This is a genomic window from Methanoregula boonei 6A8 (assembly GCF_000017625.1).
GTDB classification, from domain to species: Archaea; Halobacteriota; Methanomicrobia; order Methanomicrobiales; family Methanospirillaceae; genus Methanoregula; species Methanoregula boonei.
Window position 1 is genome coordinate 202,764 of record NC_009712.1, and the last position, 16,844, is coordinate 219,607.

The 16,844-nt window shown below is 58.0% G+C and carries 20 protein-coding genes; 3 read left to right on the forward strand and 17 right to left on the reverse strand.

What is annotated here, in order from left to right:
- Window positions 1–3: 3 nt before the first annotated feature.
- Both MBOO_RS01075 and MBOO_RS01080 read right to left on the reverse strand, forming a co-directional pair.
- The gene (locus MBOO_RS01075) at window positions 4–285 is read right to left on the reverse strand and encodes a peptidylprolyl isomerase (protein ID WP_011991223.1); all 282 of its coding nucleotides are present in this window, start codon (window positions 283–285) and stop codon (window positions 4–6) included.
- Between the two features lie 1,173 nt (window positions 286–1,458).
- Window positions 1,459–2,871, reverse strand: coding sequence for a dihydropteroate synthase-like protein (locus MBOO_RS01080; RefSeq protein ID WP_011991225.1), 1,413 nt, complete (start codon window positions 2,869–2,871; stop codon window positions 1,459–1,461).
- 42 nt (window positions 2,872–2,913) lie between these two features.
- Between MBOO_RS01080 and MBOO_RS01085 the strand changes: the two genes are divergently transcribed.
- Both MBOO_RS01085 and truA read left to right on the forward strand, forming a co-directional pair.
- Window positions 2,914–3,591: a CehA/McbA family metallohydrolase gene (locus MBOO_RS01085; protein WP_011991226.1), complete on the forward strand. Its 678-nt coding sequence runs from the start codon at window positions 2,914–2,916 to the stop codon at window positions 3,589–3,591.
- Window positions 3,546–4,376, forward strand: a complete 831-nt coding sequence (truA, locus tag MBOO_RS01090; protein WP_011991227.1) for a tRNA pseudouridine(38-40) synthase TruA — start codon at window positions 3,546–3,548, stop codon at window positions 4,374–4,376. Before MBOO_RS01085 ends, truA begins: the two co-directional genes overlap by 46 nt.
- A gap of 12 nt (window positions 4,377–4,388) precedes the next feature.
- On the opposite strand, the gene MBOO_RS01095 is transcribed toward truA, so the two are convergent.
- The 12 genes from MBOO_RS01095 to MBOO_RS01155 form a co-directional block, all read right to left on the reverse strand.
- Window positions 4,389–4,820 carry an arsenate reductase ArsC gene (locus tag MBOO_RS01095; RefSeq protein WP_011991228.1) on the reverse strand — a complete coding sequence of 144 codons (432 nt, stop codon included), beginning with the start codon at window positions 4,818–4,820 and terminating at the stop codon, window positions 4,389–4,391.
- Between the two features lie 84 nt (window positions 4,821–4,904).
- Window positions 4,905–5,177, reverse strand: a complete 273-nt coding sequence (locus MBOO_RS01100; RefSeq protein ID WP_048068188.1) for a hypothetical protein — start codon at window positions 5,175–5,177, stop codon at window positions 4,905–4,907.
- A gap of 7 nt (window positions 5,178–5,184) precedes the next feature.
- Window positions 5,185–6,528: a cobyrinate a,c-diamide synthase gene (locus tag MBOO_RS01105; protein WP_011991230.1), complete on the reverse strand. Its 1,344-nt coding sequence runs from the start codon at window positions 6,526–6,528 to the stop codon at window positions 5,185–5,187.
- Between the two features lie 101 nt (window positions 6,529–6,629).
- On the reverse strand, window positions 6,630–7,187 hold the full coding sequence (locus MBOO_RS13640; protein WP_052291880.1) for a putative hemolysin: 558 nt from the start codon (window positions 7,185–7,187) through the stop codon (window positions 6,630–6,632).
- An 81-nt stretch (window positions 7,188–7,268) separates the two neighbouring features.
- Window positions 7,269–8,066, reverse strand: a complete 798-nt coding sequence (gene trpA, locus MBOO_RS01120) for a tryptophan synthase subunit alpha (RefSeq protein WP_011991232.1) — start codon at window positions 8,064–8,066, stop codon at window positions 7,269–7,271.
- Window positions 8,063–9,229, reverse strand: coding sequence for a tryptophan synthase subunit beta (gene trpB / locus MBOO_RS01125; protein ID WP_011991233.1), 1,167 nt, complete (start codon window positions 9,227–9,229; stop codon window positions 8,063–8,065). Before trpB ends, trpA begins: the two co-directional genes overlap by 4 nt.
- Window positions 9,219–9,806, reverse strand: a complete 588-nt coding sequence (locus MBOO_RS01130; RefSeq protein WP_011991234.1) for a phosphoribosylanthranilate isomerase — start codon at window positions 9,804–9,806, stop codon at window positions 9,219–9,221. The genes trpB and MBOO_RS01130 overlap by 11 nt, the downstream gene beginning before the upstream one ends.
- Window positions 9,797–10,552 (reverse strand): indole-3-glycerol phosphate synthase TrpC, encoded by a 756-nt coding sequence (locus MBOO_RS01135; RefSeq protein WP_011991235.1) that lies wholly within the window; start codon window positions 10,550–10,552, stop codon window positions 9,797–9,799. The genes MBOO_RS01130 and MBOO_RS01135 overlap by 10 nt, the downstream gene beginning before the upstream one ends.
- Entirely contained in the window at window positions 10,549–11,568 is a 1,020-nt protein-coding gene (trpD, locus tag MBOO_RS01140) for an anthranilate phosphoribosyltransferase (protein WP_011991236.1), read from the reverse strand. The genes MBOO_RS01135 and trpD overlap by 4 nt, the downstream gene beginning before the upstream one ends.
- Window positions 11,565–12,158 carry an anthranilate synthase component II gene (locus MBOO_RS01145; protein ID WP_011991237.1) on the reverse strand — a complete coding sequence of 198 codons (594 nt, stop codon included), beginning with the start codon at window positions 12,156–12,158 and terminating at the stop codon, window positions 11,565–11,567. The genes trpD and MBOO_RS01145 overlap by 4 nt, the downstream gene beginning before the upstream one ends.
- On the reverse strand, window positions 12,155–13,702 hold the full coding sequence (gene trpE, locus MBOO_RS01150) for an anthranilate synthase component I (protein WP_011991238.1): 1,548 nt from the start codon (window positions 13,700–13,702) through the stop codon (window positions 12,155–12,157). Before trpE ends, MBOO_RS01145 begins: the two co-directional genes overlap by 4 nt.
- A 193-nt stretch (window positions 13,703–13,895) precedes the next feature.
- Window positions 13,896–14,267 carry a hypothetical protein gene (locus MBOO_RS01155; protein WP_011991239.1) on the reverse strand — a complete coding sequence of 124 codons (372 nt, stop codon included), beginning with the start codon at window positions 14,265–14,267 and terminating at the stop codon, window positions 13,896–13,898.
- A 113-nt stretch (window positions 14,268–14,380) separates the two neighbouring features.
- On the opposite strand from MBOO_RS01155, the gene MBOO_RS01160 reads away from it, so the two are divergent.
- Window positions 14,381–14,974 (forward strand): hypothetical protein, encoded by a 594-nt coding sequence (locus tag MBOO_RS01160; RefSeq protein WP_011991240.1) that lies wholly within the window; start codon window positions 14,381–14,383, stop codon window positions 14,972–14,974.
- A 60-nt stretch (window positions 14,975–15,034) separates the two neighbouring features.
- Here MBOO_RS01160 and MBOO_RS01165 read toward each other — a convergent pair whose 3' ends face one another.
- The 3 genes from MBOO_RS01165 to MBOO_RS01170 all read right to left on the reverse strand — a co-directional run bounded on the left by MBOO_RS01165 (window position 15,035) and on the right by MBOO_RS01170 (window position 16,772).
- Window positions 15,035–15,268, reverse strand: a complete 234-nt coding sequence (locus MBOO_RS01165) for a hypothetical protein (RefSeq protein ID WP_157677553.1) — start codon at window positions 15,266–15,268, stop codon at window positions 15,035–15,037.
- A 90-nt stretch (window positions 15,269–15,358) separates the two neighbouring features.
- The gene (locus tag MBOO_RS13310; RefSeq protein ID WP_198324438.1) at window positions 15,359–15,526 is read right to left on the reverse strand and encodes a CxxC-x17-CxxC domain-containing protein; all 168 of its coding nucleotides are present in this window, start codon (window positions 15,524–15,526) and stop codon (window positions 15,359–15,361) included.
- A 103-nt stretch (window positions 15,527–15,629) separates the two neighbouring features.
- Window positions 15,630–16,772 (reverse strand): TIGR04084 family radical SAM/SPASM domain-containing protein, encoded by a 1,143-nt coding sequence (locus MBOO_RS01170; RefSeq protein WP_011991243.1) that lies wholly within the window; start codon window positions 16,770–16,772, stop codon window positions 15,630–15,632.
- Window positions 16,773–16,844: the final 72 nt, after the last annotated feature.

Genomic DNA, 16,844 nt, shown 5'->3' on the forward strand with positions numbered 1-16,844 from the left:
ACTTTACTTCTTCCCGGTCACTTTGATAACGTGGTACCCGAACTGGGACTTGACCGGCCCGACAACGGTACCCTGGTCTGCGGCAAACGCGGCCGCCTCAAACTCAGGGACCATCTGGTTCTTACCGAACCAGCCGAGATCCCCGCCGCTCTTTTTCGATGGGCAGGAGGAGAAGCGCTTTGCCACTGCGGCAAAGTCCTCGCCGTCTTTTATCCTTTTTAGGATCTTGTTTGCATCGTCCTCGCTTGTGACAAGGATGTGGGATGCGCGTACCTGCGTGGTCATATATAGTGATGTGGAGGTTTTCTAGATAAAAGGGTTGATGGGTCGGGGCTCAAACGGGAAATAATCCGGCCGGACATTTCCGGAAAATTCCCGGTTCTTGCGCTGGAAAATCCGGAAAAACCGGGCCGGCAATCCTAGGCATCTCATACCCTCACGTCCTGTGTGGGGTACTACCCCCTCAGGTTTCTCACATGGAGGCGGCTCCAATCTCATTAATCCGGGCCCTTATTGAGCCCGGATGAGCACCTTCCGGGTATAGCCGGAGCCTGTTTTGGGCTCCGTTTAAAAATAAGCCCAAATGGGCCGTATTTTGGCAAACGGACAAAATAAAAAGTTCCCCTAAACGCGTTTTTTGGGCCGATCTCAGGGCCGGAAGGGTAATTGGATGATCCCGGAAAAAGAGGCTGCCGGTGGGCCGTTATTGGCCGATTATGGGCATTATATGCGGCTCAAATTGAGCGTATTTTTGCGAACGGGGTGATTAATACCCGCATTTTCCCCGCGAACCGAAAAAGGGCGTTTTACGGGCGCATTTTTGGGAGATCTTTATGATATTTCAGGTAACGAACCCTCCCTGTATCAGGGTCCTTCACGGTTCAGGGATGGCGTAAAGGGGATTGCATGATTTTCTCGGATCGGTTCATGCGGGAATTTTTTTAGCGTCCCGGAAATTTTTGGCATTCCGGTGTTCAATCCCAAAAATTTCCCGGCCTGGAAAATCTCGCGGCCAAAAAAGGGCAGGTTTTTTGATCCCAAGGCCCATGCCCTAGAGCATGATTTACGACGGGGAAGTGAGTTTGTTGCCGAACTCACACCCATTTTCCACTTTTCGCGCCAACTATTTTTGGATTTTTCAACGTTCGACCGGAAAATTTTCCGGCTTTCCAAATTTCAAATCAAAAAAAAATCCGGCCGTACGAACTTTCAGGCAAAAACCCGTTGCCCGGAAAAAATTTCAGACCGTACGGGCATGACGCGATCGGCCGGAAAATGTTTCGGAGAGATTGTACCCATCCGTTGTAATCTCCTCTGGCTGAGTAGATTTTTCCGGATTTCGTGTCGATCTTACGGAATTTTTTGGACGCGAACGTTCGTACAGTGCAAAGGGGTCTCATGCAGGTTGCCCGGCCGATCACCAGTCCCGCCTTACCCGCGAGGGATATGCAGTCTCTTTTAAAATTCCCCGTCCTGTTCGAAGCTCCGCCCGTATCGGATCGCGAGCTCCGCCTTGTAGAGTTCCCGGCCAAGATATCCCGCATGATCGAGAAGCGAGACGTGCCCCTCTTCGATCAGCGTGTACAGCACATCCTGCCAGCGTGTCCCCTTCACGGCTTTCTCGCGGACTTCCGCCACGATCTGGTCGCCTTCGATCCCGATCCGGAAATTGCCTTTCGGGTCGTACGTGATTTCGTCCGGCATCCTCTTTGCAGCCACCACATTTTCATATTCAAGCGGCGGCTCTCTCCGGCGCCGTTTCTCCTTAAGCACCAAAAGATCGATCCCAAGATCCTTTGCATATGGCCGGTCCCGGGCAAGTACCATCATCTCTGTTGCCCTCCGCATCTCTGCGATTGATCCCCGGGTCTTGTCCGAGTGCTCGCTCGTGAAGATGATCGCAGCACCGGCCTCCATTGCCATCCCGGCAAGGAGCGCATTGATGCCGATCGAGTCTGCATCTAGGAGCTCGGCCACGTTCCCCGCGCCAAAGAAGAGCGGGCAGCTGTAGTCGCGGAACCGTGCCAGCGAAGCGACAAGCCCTGAACCTGCCGGCTGGAGTAGCGGGTCAGCAATGATACAGCTGATGCCGGCCCGCCGGGCCTTTGCGATATTTGCCGGAAGCGTCTTTTCGCCCGGCACCACAACTGCCGCCGCCCCGGCCCGGGCCACCTCTTTTCCCACGTGCGGGAGATTTTTTTCCTGAAGCGAGAGCACGAGATCGGCGCGGGAGAGAGCCGCCCGGATCAGGTCCGGGTCCTGGGTGTCCACCGCGAGCGGGCCTTCGATATCTGCAAGCGATAAGAACACCCGTTCCACATCGGCCGGCGTTGCATCGAACCCGAAACCGAGATCTACAATATCTGCCCCAAGAGAAAAGTACCGCTCCACCCGGTCCCGGATGTCCTCTGCCCGGTGTGCGTCCATGATCTCGGCAAGGACCTTCATCCGGGAGTTCCCGCCGATCTTCGTACCCCGGATCACAAACTCCGGTTCCGCCCTCTCCTCTGCTTCTGCCACCCGGCTCATCGCATCCGCTGCATTTTTCTCTAAGAGGAAATCCTCGGCAGGCACTGTGCCCGAAAGGGGAACCTTTCCCACAAGCGGGAGCACCCAGGCAAGGTCCGCCGCATGGCGGGGGCCGCGGTAGATTGGGACACCAGTCTCGCGCTCCACGGCTTCAAATGAGGCCGTGCACATTCCCGGGACCACAACCGCATCGTACGTTCCCTTTTGTATCAGGGCGCGGAGCGCACGGGGGGTCAGGAACGAGGCGATCTTCCCGGTCACCACCACCTCGGCATCAAAGCCGGCCGCCGCTTTTCGCACGGTATCTGCCGTCACGGCCCCGGTGGGGAGGATGATTCGCATACGTTTTTCTTAATACCAGAGAGATAAAACACTAGTGATCAGATGCTGACCTGTGATCTCCACGTGCACACGAATTTTTCCAAGGACGGCGAGAGCAGTGTCGAGGAGATCCTTCGCCAGGCAGAGGCAGTCGGGCTCGATGTGATTGCCATCACTGACCATGATTGCGTGGACGGGGCGAAAAAAGCGCTCGCGTTCAAAACCTCAGTTCTCGTTATACCGGGGATCGAGGTCTCGACCAAGCAGGGGCACCTGCTGGTGCTGGGCACAACCGAGCTCATACCGGCGGGGCTCGATGTCCGCGAGACAGTGCAGATCGCCCGGCGTATGGGAGCCATTGTGATCCTCCCCCACCCGTACCACGTATGGCGGCACGGGGTTGCCCGGAGGGTCCGGGCCGCGATGAACATTGTTGACGCGGTCGAGGCCTTCAACAGCCGGTACATCGTGGGTTCGGCCAACCGCAAGGCCGGCCGGATTGCAGACCGGCTGGAGAAGCCCTGTGTGGGGGGAAGCGATGCCCATAATGCCCGGTTCGTGGGCTACGGGAGAACGTTTGTCGAAGCTGAGCCGGAGATTCCGGCCATCTTTGAGGCTATCCGCAGGGGGCAGGTTTCCTGCGGCGGGAGAAAGACGCCCCTGCGTACCTATACCCGCCAGTCGCTCAACAACACATGGAGAAAGTTAAAGAGACTGACCCGGCGGCTCCGCTTCCGGTAAGGCTCGCATGCCGGGTCTCGTACCTGGGCACCCGGTTCTACGGTTCGCAGCAGCAGGAGTCCAGCCGCACGGTTGAAGGCGAATTCATCGAAGCGTGCCGGCGCCTGGCTCTCTTTTCTGACTGGCGGACTGCGGGATTTGCGTCAGCAGGCAGGACCGATCGCGGGGTGCATGCCTGCGGTCAGGTGATCGCGTTCTCCACACAAACCCCGGACCGGGCCCGGCAGGCGCTCAACAGCCAGCTGCCGCCTGATATCTGGTGCACGGCAACCGCAGTTGTTCCTGACCATTTCCATCCCCGGTACGATGCCCGCTCACGCACGTACCGGTATTATTTTGGTGAACCCCCCCGGGACCCGGTAGCCATGGAAACGGCAGCCCGGGAATTTTCAGGCGATCACAATTTCACCAATTTTGCCCGGGTCGGGGACAAGAACCCGTGGCGGAAGATCCTAGAGATACGGATCGGAACGGAAGGGAGTTTCACGTACCTTGAGGTGAAGGCCCAGAGTTTCCTCTGGCACCAGGTACGGTGCATGGCGGCAGCGGCCCTCTCGGCCGGCATGGGCGAACAGGATGCGGACGGGATCCGGTTGCTGCTCAACGAGGCAGCAAGCCGGCCTATCCAGCCGGCACCGGCCGAAGGCCTTGTACTCTGGGACACGGACTGCGGGCTTACCTGGGATCCGGTGGGAAAGAGCCCGAGGAGCTGCACGTATTGTACCGAGCTCCGGCGCCATCATGCGCTCATGGAGCAGGTCTGCCGGGTGCTTGGTCCGGAATAATTTTTTTACCCATCACATGGGCAGGCCATGCACGAAGGTGGCATCGATCCACGTGCAGATTGCATCTCTCACCCTTCGGTACCCGTCAAGGATATCTTCGTCCGTCCCCGCCGTCAGGTGGGGATCGGGAAAGGCGTGGTGGATCGTCCTTTTTGCTGATGGGATTACCGGGCAGACCGCACCGGCATTGTCGCAGAGCGTGACTGCGAGATCGAGCGGGACCCCGGTAAACGTGTCAACCGACTTTGGCCGGTGGCCTGAGATATCAATGCCGATCTCCTTCATTGCCTGGACCGCCCGGGGGCTTACCTGCCCGGCCGGGTGGACCCCGGCCGAGAAGACGTCGAACCGGTCGCCGTACTTTGCCCGGAGGTAGCCTTCGGCCATCTGGGAGCGGGCCGCGTTTGCAGTGCAGATAAAGAGGACGCGGGATTGTTGTGCCATATCATTTCTCCTGCCGGGATGTACGATGCTGATCGTATACCTCTTTTCTTGTCGGGTCACGCCTTCCGTTTGTCCCGGTTCAGGTTATGTTCGTGATTTCCCGATAGATTTACGGTACTCGGCCAGCACCGCTGCCCCGTACTCTGCTGCAAGTGCCGGGGGAACGTAATTGTCCTGCTGCACCTGGCGCATGAGCTCTGCGGTGATCTCTGTATCGCTGGTTAGCCCCCGGGCATCCACGGCCGCAAACGCTGCCTCAAGCCCGGTGATCCCAACCTGATTTCCTGCAATAGTGATCTGTCTGGTGCCAAAAAGGGCCGATGCAGCGCAGGAGGAGAGCCGGCTGTACTTGTCCATGCCGTACCTACCTCCGTGCCCATGCTGCCGCAGCATCCACGAAGCACCGGGCAAAGGCGTCGGTGAAATACGCGTGGGTGTACGCCCCGATGGTCGCGTGTTCAACAAGGCCGTCGTTCCCGCTATCGATCCCTTTACCTGCAGAAAGCCGGATTGCCCACCGGGCATCGCGGTCAAATTCGACACGGGAATAATGGAACTCGTGGCCCCGGATTCCAACGGTTCCCGGCCAGAGGCCGGCCGGGCCGGAGAATGCGCCTTTGACATACCCGAGTGCCGCAAGACGTTTGGTCATGACGGCACGGCCGGGCAGGACGCCGGCCATCCTGTGCTCTTTTCCTTCTGTTTCAAGCGAGCCGCAGAGGTACATGAGCCCGCCGCACTCGCCGTATACCGGCATGCCGTCCTGTGCAAGGGTGCGGATGGTTTTTGTGCTCCTTGATTTTTCAAGCGCCGCCGCATGGAGCTCGGGGTATCCCCCGCCGATATAGATGGCATCTGCCTCCGGCACCTCACCTGCCACCGGGGAAAACTCCCGGATCTCCGCCCCGGCCCGGGTGAGTCTGTCGAGGTTATCCTGGTAATAGAAGCAGAATGCCGGGTCGCGGGCCACACCAATCACAGCCCGACGATGGGAGGTATGCGATTTTTTTGCCGTGCCCGCGGGAACCGCAAGCGGCCGGGCATTTGCCGCAACCGCGAGGATCCCATCGAGATCGCAGGACTCTGCTATAATGCGCCCGAACTGTTTTAAGGCCGGCGACTCGTGTGCCATCACCAGGCCGAGGTGCCGGCTCTGGATCTCGCAGTCTTTCTGCCGGGGCACCCAACCGAGCGCCGGGACGTATTCCTCTTCAGCGATCATCTGCCGGTGCCGGTCGCTCCCGATCCGGTTGTAGATGATGCCTGCGATCTTCACCTTCGGGTCAAAGTCCCTGAACCCCTTTATGGTTGCATGGATACTGCGCGAGACCGCGTGAGCGTCCACTACAAGGATCACAGGGGCGCCAAGAATACGGGCGACATGTGCGGCGCTGGCTTTATCGGATCCCTCCCTGCCGTCGAAGAGGCCCATGGCCCCTTCGATCACGGAGATATCTGCCCCCGCTGTTGCGTTCGCAAAGGCCCGCGTCACTCCGGCCTCTCCCATCATGCAGATGTCCAGGTTCCGCGAAGCCCGGCCGCAGATAAGTGTGTGGTGGGAGGGATCGATGAAGTCCGGCCCGGTCTTGAAGGGCTGGACTTCAAGGCCCCGGTCAAAAAGGGCCGCCATCAGGCCGGTGGCAATCGTGGTCTTACCGCAGCCGCTATGCGTGCCCGCGACGATGACCCGGGGGATCTCTGCCTTCATGATGATGGTGTTTGCCGGCCCGATGGGTATAATTTATCGTGCGGGCAGGGATCTGTCCCGCGCACGACTCACGAAAAAAACAAAAAAAGGTTGTTCACCGGTTATGCGGTGACATTTGCCGCCTGGCAGCCCTCGCCACGGAAGAGCGCCCACTCTTCACACGTGGTCCCGTTGGGGAAGGCGCACATGCCATACTGTCCGGCCGCGCTGTCCTTAATCTGCACGGTCCCGCCCACGTTGACGCAGTTAACTGATGCAGGATTTGCCATGCCGGACTGGCCTGATGGCGCAGTTGCGTTAGCCGTCTGGTTCGCAGTCACAGCGGCCTGGCAACCCTCACCGCGGAAGAGTGCCCACTCCTCGCAGCTGGTCCCGTTGGTGAAATTGCACATGCCGTACTGGCTCCCGTCAGGATTGGTCATGATCACGGACTGGCCACCGACATTCACGCAGTTGACCGAGGCCGGGTTTGCCATTCCCGTCTGGTTTGCAGGGGCACTGCCCGTTCCTGCGGGCGCAGCCGGCGATGTTGCCGGGGCGGCAGGTGTTGCGGTAGTTGACGATACAGATGAGGCGGCTTGCTGGGTACAACCGGCAATAACAAGACCGGCACCGATGCAGAGACACAGGATAAGAATAACAAAAGATTTCTGAGCCATAATACTAATCAGAGAGTTCTTTGCCGGCATCGGTTAAAAAATGATTCAGAGTGATATTCCCCCTCTTGGCCGGCCCGGGTTTCACTGCTCTGCTGCTTTTTTCATCACGGAGACGTAGCGACGAAGATCTTGTTCCATCGCGTCCGGATTGCCTAGGTTTTTTTCCACGATATCCACAATCGCGCTCCCGACAATCACGCCATCGGCCCCGGCCAGGTTGCAGGTGGTTACATGTTCGGGCGTGGAGATCCCAAATCCGATGGCGAGTGGAAGATCGGTGTGCGAGCGGACCCGGTTCAAGAGAGCGAGAGCTTCCGGAGCTACGGTCTTACGTGCACCTGTGACACCGAGCACCGAGACGAGGTACAGATACCCGCGGGCATGGCGTACGATGGTGTCCATGCGTTCATTGGAGGTGGTCTGGGTGACAAGGAAGATAGGGTCGATCCCGTACTTCTCCGCGGTTGCAGCGACCTCATCCGATTCCTCCACCGGCATGTCAGCAACAAGGATCCCGTCTACGCCTGCCTCGTGCGCTTCGAGGTAGAACCGGTCGATGCCCCTGCGATAGATCGTGTTGTAGTATGTCAGAAAGACGATCGGGACTTCGGAGTACGCCCGGACTTCCCGGACGATTGCAAAGATCGTATCGGGTGTGGTGCAGGATGCAAGCGCCCGGTCGTCTGCCCGCTGGATTGTCGGCCCGTCTGCCACCGGATCCGAAAACGGCACGCCGAATTCGAGGATATCTGTGCCGCCATCGATCAGCGCCTTTGCGATTCTGATTGATGTCTCTTTGTCCGGGTCGCCGGCAACGGTAAAGCCGATGAACGCGGACTTCCCTTTTTTGGCAAAGACGGATTCAATACGTCCCATCATGCCGCCTCCGGTACAATGCCTGCGACATCCTTGTCGCCCCGGCCTGAAAGATTGATGATCACCACATCGCCCTTATCGAACCGGTCACAGTTCTGCAGCACGTACGCCACCGCGTGTGAGGATTCGAGCGCCGGGATGATCCCTTCGGTCCGCGAAAGGTACCGGAAGGCGTCAAGCACTTCGTGGTCTTTTACCGCGTAGTATGCAACCCGGTGCGAATCTTTGAGCATCGCGTGCTCGGGGCCGACACCCGGGTAATCGAGACCTGCCGCCACGCTGTGCGTAGGAAGCACCTGGCCGTTGTTGTCCTGAAGCAGGTACGAGAGCGTGCCGTGGAGCACGCCGGGATCTCCCGCACAGAGCGTTGCGGAGTGTTCCGGGGTATCGAGGCCTTTGCCGGCCGCTTCGATGCCGATGAGCTCTACATCATCGGCAAGGAAGGGGTGGAAGATGCCGATCGCATTTGAGCCGCCACCCACGCAGGCAACAATCGCGTCCGGCATCTTTCCCTCCTTTCGCATGACCTGTTGGCGGGCCTCGCGCCCGATCACGGACTGGAAGTCGCGGACAATTGTCGGGAACGGGTGCGGTCCGACCACCGATCCGATCAGATAATGCGTGTCGTTTACGTTTGCGACCCAGTCACGGAGCGCTTCGTTTGTCGCGTCCTTGAGCGTCTTTGTCCCGCAGGTTACCGGGTGGACCGTTGCTCCCATCAATTCCATCCGGAAGACGTTGAGGGCCTGGCGTTTTGTATCCACCTCGCCCATGAAGACCTCGACCTTAAAGCCGAGCGCGGCCCCGGCAATTGCGGTTGCGACCCCGTGCTGGCCGGCGCCGGTTTCCGCAATCAGCCGTTTCTTTCTCATCCGTTTGGCAAGAAGCGCTTGGCCCAGCGTGTTGTTGAGCTTGTGAGAACCGCCATGGACCAGATCCTCCCGTTTGAGATACACCTTAAAGCCGAGGTCCCGGGAGATGTTCCCACAGAACGTAAGCGGTGTGGGGCGCCCGGCGTATTCTGACTGGTATGCTGCAAGTTCCTGTGCAAATGCCGGATCGTGCGTCGCGTCCCGGTATGCGCATTCAAGCTCGATAAGTGCGTTCATCAGGGTTTCCGGCACGTACTGCCCGCCGTATTTTCCGAATCGTCCTTTACGTCCCATGGTCTGCCTCCCGTGCAGCACGAATAAACGCCGCGATTTTTGTATGATCTTTTATTCCTGGTTCTGTCTCGACGCCGCTTGCAACATCAACCGCATGGGGCCGGATCTCCCGGATCGCGAGCCCCACGTTCTCTGGTGTAAGCCCGCCGGCCAGGATGACCGGCACTCTGGATGTTTTTGCCACGACTTTTGCAAATTCCTGGTCGAATGCTTTTCCTGCGCCCATGCTCTCATCCACGATCACCGCGTCGCAGTCCGTGGGCACAGCATCCCCACGCCCGATCACCCGGAGCACCCGTACGCCCGGATATTTTTCAAAAACAAACGGATGCGAGATCTGGATCGCGTCCGGCCGGATCGCGAGAATTTTTTCGAGATCGGATTCAGATTCCGTGTGCGTGACAACGACCCGGGTCACAAACGGCCCGAGTGCTGAAAAGATCTCCCGGGCTTTTGCATCCGGTACCGAGCGGCGCGAGGTTGGCGAGTACATCACGACCCCGATTGCATCCGCCCCGGCCTTTTCCGCGAAGAGTACGTCCTCAACCCGGGTGATCCCGCAGATCTTTATGCGCACACGAATTCCTCCAGTTTTTTATCGGGCCTTTTATCTGCCATGATCGACGATCCGATCAAAAAGGCATCGCAGTACGGCCGGAGTTCCCGGATATCGTCCACCGACCGCATTCCGCTTTCGGAAACAACGAGCCGGTCTTTTGCCCGCACGAGCCCCGAAAGCTTCCGGGTTGTGGACCGGTCGATGGTCATCGTTGCAAGGTCCCGGTTGTTGATCCCGATCAGCTTCGCTTTTGTTTCGAGCGCAAGAGCGATCTCGTCTGCATTGTGCACTTCCACGAGCGGTTCAAGGCCGATATCATACACGGCGTCCACAAAGGCTGGGAGCTGCTTTTTGAGGACTGCCGCGATGAGAAGCACGGCATCGGCCCCGAGCGCCCGGGTCTCTGCAACCTGCCGCAGGTCCACGATAAAATCCTTCCGGAGTACCGGGACCCGGACGGCCTTTTTGACCCGGGCGATATCGGCAACCGAGCCCGCAAAGAAATACGGCTCGGTCAGGACCGAAATCCCTACGCAGCCGCTATCAGCAAGAACGCCGGCCATCATTCCCATGTCCACGTTCCGGCGGATAATTCCTTTTGAGGGCGATGCGCACTTAATCTCGGCAATCACCGGGTTCTTTGTGTGCGCCGATAGGATCGCATTCTCAAGGCTTGTATGCCGGAACCCTTCCGGCTCAGGGAATGTGGCGGGCAGTTTCTCCACCCGCTTTTTTGTCCGGCTGACAATCTCGTCAAGGATCATGATGCACCCCGGGTTGCTGTAACGAGGGCGGCGAGTTTGCCCGCCGCTTTCCCTGAGTCAATGGACTCCGCTGCGTGCCGGATTCCCTCTGCAAGGGTTGCAGCCCGGCCTCCCACGTAAATGGCAGCGCCCGCGTTCATGAGCACGATATCGCGGGCCGGGCCCGGCGCCCCGTCAAGAATGGCGCGGATGATGCGTGCGTTCTTCTCCGGGTCACCGCCAAGAAGATCGCCCGGTGCAGCCCGGGTAAATCCGAACTGTTCCGGTGTAACTATATAGTTCGTGATCCTGCTATTGGCAAGTTCGGTCACGCTTGTCTCGCCCGTGACTGTGATCTCGTCTAGGCCTGAGCCAAAGACGACCATCGCCCGGGACACTCCTAGCAGACTCAGGACTTCTGCCATAGGACCGGTGAGTTTTTGATCGTAGACCCCAAGCACCTGGGCTGCCGCTCCCGCAGGATTTGCCAGCGGCCCGAGCAGGTTAAAGACCGTCCGGCAGCCAAGATCCTGTCGTGTAGCCATCACATGCTTCATGGCCGGGTGGTGGCTGGGTGCAAAGAGAAAGATGATCCCGGTCTCCTGTACGATCCCTGCCTGCCGGCCCGGGTCCACGCTGATATCCACACCGAGAGCCGTAAGAACATCTGCCGATCCGCACCGGCTGCTCACGCTCCGGTTGCCGTGCTTGACCACGGTGATGCCGGCTCCCGCGGCAACAAAGGCGGCAGCCGTGCTGATGTTAAATGTCTGCGCCCCGTCTCCCCCGGTGCCGCACGTATCGACCAATGTTCCGGACACCCGTGGCTTTACGTGGACCGTATGCTCCCTCATGACCCGGGCAAACGCCGCGATCTCTTCCGGGGTCTCACCCTTGGCGCGTAGTGCGGTCAAAAATCCCCCGATCTGGGCCGGAGTTGCCTGCCCATCCATCATCATGTTCATGACTGCCGCGGCCTGGGCGGGAGCAAGATCCCGTCCCTCCACTACGGTGGCAATCGCCTCTTTCATGGTCATGCGTTTTTCACCCGGGGGCCAAACAGGAAATTTCTCATAAGCGCATCACCGTCATGCGAGAGAATACTCTCGGGATGGAACTGTACGCCCTCGATGGGGAATTTCCTGTGCCGCAGACCCATTACAAAATGATCGTCAAGGCTCTCGGCTGTGACCAGGAGTTCCTGCGGGAGCGAGTCCCTCTGGGCTACGAGCGAGTGGTAGCGCGTGGCGGTAAACGGGGTCGGGAGACCGGTATACACTCCCCGGCCATCGCTTGTGATCTCCGAGGTTTTCCCGTGCATCAGGTGCCCGGACCGGACCACCTTTCCGCCAAAGGCAGTACAGATGGCCTGGTGGCCGAGGCAGACGCCAAGGGTCGGGATCGTTTTGCTCATCGTATCGATCACTTCAAGACAGACCCCGGACTCTTTCGGCGTCCCGGGCCCGGGCGAGAGGATGATCCGGTCGCACCGGATTTCTTTTAGTTTTTCAAGCGGCGTATCGCAGGTGAATACCATGGGCCGGCCCCCGAGTTTTCCCACCTGCTGGTACAGGTTGAACGTGAAACTGTCGTAACAGTCAACGATAAGAACGGTCGGGGCACTCATGGCACGACACCTGCCTGCTCGATTGCCTTCATCATTGCCGCGGCCTTGTTCTCGGTCTCGGTCCACTCGTTCTCCGGTACCGAGTCTGCAACGATCCCGGCGCCGGCCTGGACAGAGGCCCGACCATCTTTCACCGTCACAGTACGGATCGCGATGGCAAATTCAAGGTTCCGGTCAAACCCGATATAGCCCACGGCGCCCGCGTAAATCCCGCGTGCGTCCGGCTCGCTTTCGCCGATGATCTGCATGGCCCGGATCTTTGGAGCGCCGGACACGGTCCCGGCCGGGAAGCAGGACTTGAGCGCATCGCAGCCGTCAAGGTGGTCCATGAGCGTGCCCTGGACGGTTGAGACCATGTGCTGGACATGCGAGAACTTTTCAATGCCCATGAACTCGCTGACTTCCACCGATCCGAACTTGCAGACTCTGCCGAGGTCGTTTCTGGCGAGATCCACGAGCATCGTATGCTCGGCCCGCTCCTTTTTGTCAAGCAGCAGCTCCTGCGCGAGCTTCTTGTCCTCGCTCTTGTCTGCGCCCCGGGGCCGGGTGCCGGCAATGGGCACCGTTGTCACGCGCCGTTTCTCTACCCGCACAAGCATCTCAGGGCTTGCGCCGATTACCTGCTCATCCCCGAAATCCAGGTAATACATGTACGGGCTCGGGTTGATTGACCGCAGCGCTGCGTAAATGGGGAATGGATCCGGTACAACCGGGCATTCCATCCTCCGCGAGAGCACGGCCTGGAAGATATCTCCCGCAACAATGTGCTCTTTAATCCCGCTGACTGCGTGCATGAAGGCTTCGCGCCCGGTATTATCCGTAATCTCCGGTTTTTTTCCAACCTTTCCTGTCACGGTTTGCATCACATCATCGGGTTTTTTGGGAGTCCCCGCAACCGATGCGATCCGGTCGGTGAGTTCTGCGATGTGAGCGGCGCACCTCCGGTATTCTGCCGCCGGGTCGGTATCGTAGGTCAGAAACGGGCTGGAAAAGACAAACAGCCTCCGGTCCCGGTGGTCAAAAACGATGCAGTCCTTTGTGAGCATGAACCGGGCATCCGGGCATTCCCGGCCCCGCTTTGTCCGGTGGTCGGGCACCTGTTCGAAGAGATCATGCACAATATCGTACGAGAAGTAGCCGACCATCCCGCCAAAGAACCGCGGGGCCCTGAGGTTGATGTAATGGAACCGCGAGAGGATGGAGCGGATCCTGTCCACCGGGTTTTTCCCCTCCGGCTCGTGGGCAATGGCGACAAACGCGTCGCTGCCTTCCACGGATACCTCCCGGCCAAGTGTGATCACACATGCAGGATTGATCCCCATGTACGAATAACGGGCGATCTTCTCGCTGCCTTCCATGGATTCTAAGAGGAACCCGGGCCCGGCCCGGGTAGCAAGGAATACCTCCAGCGGCGAACACTGAGGGAGTGTTAGCTCGGCACAGAGCGGGATCACCAGCGGTTTTGGCTGGTCGGCTACCGCGGTGAGGTATTCCTCGGATCCGAGATTTAAGGTCAGTGGTATGTGAAGGGTATCGGTTGCCATACCGGTATTGTCACCGCCAGCCGGTGGTTTTGGGCTTTGTCCAATCGCCGGCTCAAATGCTTAGTTTTGATTGTTATTGTACATATTTATACATTATTGTTATTTTATGCACATTTTTTGAGGGGGTCACCAAAATCGTTGAAAAAGAACGCTTTTTCCGGGGAACCCCGGCCGGCGGCAAAACAGTTCACGGTTACTCGATTTTTATCCCCTTGTTCCGGAGCGTTTCCGATTTCTTTTTCGAGCACTCCTCGCACCGGAACTCGGGGACGGGATCATTGCTCTTGTCATAATCCCCTGCCCGGACCAGCCGGTAGCCCCGGGCGATCTTCCCGCAGTCCACACAGGTAATATTCTCCCGTACTTCCCACTGCGTGGCAAGGGACTGGGAAGTGAAGATAAACTGGTCTACCCAGAAGAAGATCAGGCCTCCGATCAGGTTTGCAATGATCGCGGCCACAATATATCCCATACCGGCAAGGAGGATGCCGACACCGGCAAGGATCGGGGTGCTTGCCTGCCAGCGGAGCAGGTAGAGTGCATATCGTTTGAAATTGATCTGCATAGGATTGTGTTTTTGCCCGGCGCGATATAGGAATTGCGCCCCCGCTTTGTTACTGCACGAGAACTATATACCCCGCCGGCAAATACTAGGAATACGATTTTGGGAGCGCATTCATGTGGCCGAACAAGCAGCACACGCTCGGGTGGGTTTTTGTTTCACGGATGATCGGGATCATCTGTTTTTTAATTGTTGTCGTGCTCGCCAATATCCTGACCTTTTATATCGCAAATCCCCTGTACCATGCGGGTGTTGATTTCCTCAACCTGAACTTCTGGCTTCTCATCCTCATCGGCATTATCATATTTATTGCTGATATCTTCGGGGCACTACCCTTCCCGCTTAACCTGCCCGCCCCGATCATCAAGGCAATCGGCAGCGTATTTATTATCGCGTTCGTGCTGCGGGTCTTCCAGTGGGTTGACTCCACAACCGGCAACGATATCTACCATTACTTCTGGCTGCTTTCCTTTGTGATCGTGCCGGTGGTCTTTATCATTGTACTTCTTGCCGGCTACTATGAGATCCTCTGCGACCTCTGGGCAAAGGCAAAGATCCGGGACGAATCCGATTTGGTGGTTCACGCCTCCGCGTCCGATCTTCCGCCGTCATCGCCTTCGGCCAAATCCTGGGAAGATGTCGGTGCCGAGCTGAGGATGATGCTGTATGATCTGTTCCACCGGTTCCGCGAGGAGATCCGGAGACGTTAATACAGCCCTGATAAATTAAAAAAGTCCCGTTTTTTGTAGAATTTTCATCCGTTTCCTGTATTACCAGTCCGGGTTATCAGCCCGGAACTTCCGCTCTTTTTCCGCCAGTTCCTCCGCGGACAAGTGTGCCGGCATGCAGATGCAGCGGTGCTCGATAAAGACGCCGCCCTTGAATCTGCCCTGGTGCTCACCGGTGCGGCAGGCGCCATACGTATCCGTATCACAGTCATGGTAAACCTGCGGGATGTTCTGTTTCCGGGCTGTCTCCAGCGCTTCCTGCCACGATGCGGCCATAGGTGCACATGGGACAGGGAAGTTAATATACCGGCGTACGTGAGCACATGCCGTACAGGAAAACAAAAAAAAGAATAAACTTTTGTGTACTTAGAACCGGGGTTTCCGGTGCTTGGGCAGGCAGTCCCTGCAGTAAACCGGCCTTCCCTCAGTGGGCTTGAAGGGGACTTCGCACTCTTTTCCACAGTCTGAGCAGACTGTCTTTGTCATTTCTCTGGGACCGAAATTTCTCGGGCCGCCAAATCCTTTTCTTTCCATTGTATTACTCATGCAGTTTATATCTGCATATATTCATCGTACCGTTCAGTATAAATACATCTGCATCGGATCGCACCGTCCGTTGTGGCCGGTGCATATGCGCTTAGGGAATGATCTCGCACCCGTTGAACTTCTCGTGGGAGAATTCACCGGGGCTGATCCGGCCGGATCGTATCAGATCCTGCACACGCGGCAGTGCCCCGGCAAGGGCATCGTACAGGTTTTGTACAGTCCCGCACACCAGCTCCCGGCCGGCAGGTTTCCAGGGTTGAACGATAGCAGAGTAGAGGCACCGTCCGCCACAGAATGTCCTTATCCGGCAGGTCTGGCATTCTCCCCCGACCGGGACCTTTGGGAGATTTTTGGGGTCTGCATCCCGGATATGGCCGACATAGTACTGTTTCATCCCGATCATGATCGGGCAGGGGGAGATATGGCCGTCGGTCAGGATGGTATAGTTGGCATGGCCGGCCCCGCACCGCAGGAGGCTCTCTTTCCCGTACAGGAGATCTTCCATCGGATCGATGAGGGGATACCAGCGCATGACCCTGCCGCTCTTCTCCATCTCGTCAGCCCAGGCAGTAACGAGCGCCCGGATTCCAGGGTTGTAATTCGTGTCCGCCCATTGTGCAAATGCCCGGTGCCCGAAATCCCCGGTAAAGTTTGCATCCATCTGCCAGTGAATGGATGAGAAACTGTGGTACGGGTTATCCGCGAGGTACCGGACCTGATCGAAAATATTGGTGCGCTCGGTAACCGTCATCCGCGCGATCAGTTCCCCGCGGTACCCGTTCTGCAGGATCTTTTGTACGTTTCCCATCACCCGCAAAAAAACCCGGTCCCCCCGGTTCCCGTCGGTCAGGGCCTCGCGGCCATCCAGCGAGACAAGGATCGTGGAGAACCGGTTGACTATCTCCGGAGCCAGCCGGTCGAGCAGGAGGCCGTTTGTCTGTATCATGAACCGCTGCACAGGTGCCTCACGGACGATCCGTTCGATAAGATCCGACCTAAGGAGTGGCTCACCCCCGTAAAAAGTGAGGGTGGCCGCGGGATCGCGTGCAAGGAACCGGTAAAGCAGCGTGAGATCGAAATCGAGATCCGGAGGGAGATCCTCATCGATCTCGATCCTGCCGCCTTCCGGCTCTTCCTCCTCTTCGAAAGCCTTTGCCCGGCAGTACCGGCAGCAGAGGTTGCAGTCATCGGTAAGGATGAGATGGAAATACATGGGAAGGATTCCGTTTATCATTGGAATCGGAGAAGCATAAATTTGCGCGAACTCTCCCGTGAGAAATAAAAACTATTTCCTGGAACCCTCCAA

Excerpts from the sequence above, each read along its gene's own strand:
- MBOO_RS01105 (WP_011991230.1), bottom strand. The coding sequence starts at position 6,528 with ATGAAGGCAGAGATCCCCCGGGTCATCGTCGCGGGCACGCATAGCGGC.
- MBOO_RS01145 (WP_011991237.1), bottom strand. The coding sequence starts at position 12,158 with ATGAGTGCCCCGACCGTTCTTATCGTTGACTGTTACGACAGTTTCACG.
- trpE (WP_011991238.1), bottom strand. The coding sequence starts at position 13,702 with ATGGCAACCGATACCCTTCACATACCACTGACCTTAAATCTCGGATCC.
- MBOO_RS01170 (WP_011991243.1), bottom strand. The coding sequence starts at position 16,772 with ATGATAAACGGAATCCTTCCCATGTATTTCCATCTCATCCTTACCGAT.
- MBOO_RS01135 (WP_011991235.1), bottom strand. The coding sequence starts at position 10,552 with ATGATCCTTGACGAGATTGTCAGCCGGACAAAAAAGCGGGTGGAGAAA.
- MBOO_RS01160 (WP_011991240.1), top strand. The coding sequence starts at position 14,381 with ATGTGGCCGAACAAGCAGCACACGCTCGGGTGGGTTTTTGTTTCACGG.
- MBOO_RS01100 (WP_048068188.1), bottom strand. The coding sequence starts at position 5,177 with ATGGACAAGTACAGCCGGCTCTCCTCCTGCGCTGCATCGGCCCTTTTT.
- MBOO_RS01085 (WP_011991226.1), top strand. The coding sequence starts at position 2,914 with ATGCTGACCTGTGATCTCCACGTGCACACGAATTTTTCCAAGGACGGC.
- trpD (WP_011991236.1), bottom strand. The coding sequence starts at position 11,568 with ATGACCATGAAAGAGGCGATTGCCACCGTAGTGGAGGGACGGGATCTT.
- trpB (WP_011991233.1), bottom strand. The coding sequence starts at position 9,229 with ATGGGACGTAAAGGACGATTCGGAAAATACGGCGGGCAGTACGTGCCG.
- MBOO_RS01165 (WP_157677553.1), bottom strand. The coding sequence starts at position 15,268 with ATGGCCGCATCGTGGCAGGAAGCGCTGGAGACAGCCCGGAAACAGAAC.
- MBOO_RS01075 (WP_011991223.1), bottom strand. The coding sequence starts at position 285 with ATGACCACGCAGGTACGCGCATCCCACATCCTTGTCACAAGCGAGGAC.
- MBOO_RS01080 (WP_011991225.1), bottom strand. The coding sequence starts at position 2,871 with ATGCGAATCATCCTCCCCACCGGGGCCGTGACGGCAGATACCGTGCGA.
- MBOO_RS13640 (WP_052291880.1), bottom strand. The coding sequence starts at position 7,187 with ATGGCTCAGAAATCTTTTGTTATTCTTATCCTGTGTCTCTGCATCGGT.
- truA (WP_011991227.1), top strand. The coding sequence starts at position 3,546 with ATGGAGAAAGTTAAAGAGACTGACCCGGCGGCTCCGCTTCCGGTAAGG.
- MBOO_RS01155 (WP_011991239.1), bottom strand. The coding sequence starts at position 14,267 with ATGCAGATCAATTTCAAACGATATGCACTCTACCTGCTCCGCTGGCAG.
- MBOO_RS13310 (WP_198324438.1), bottom strand. The coding sequence starts at position 15,526 with ATGGAAAGAAAAGGATTTGGCGGCCCGAGAAATTTCGGTCCCAGAGAA.
- trpA (WP_011991232.1), bottom strand. The coding sequence starts at position 8,066 with ATGATGGGACGTATTGAATCCGTCTTTGCCAAAAAAGGGAAGTCCGCG.
- MBOO_RS01095 (WP_011991228.1), bottom strand. The coding sequence starts at position 4,820 with ATGGCACAACAATCCCGCGTCCTCTTTATCTGCACTGCAAACGCGGCC.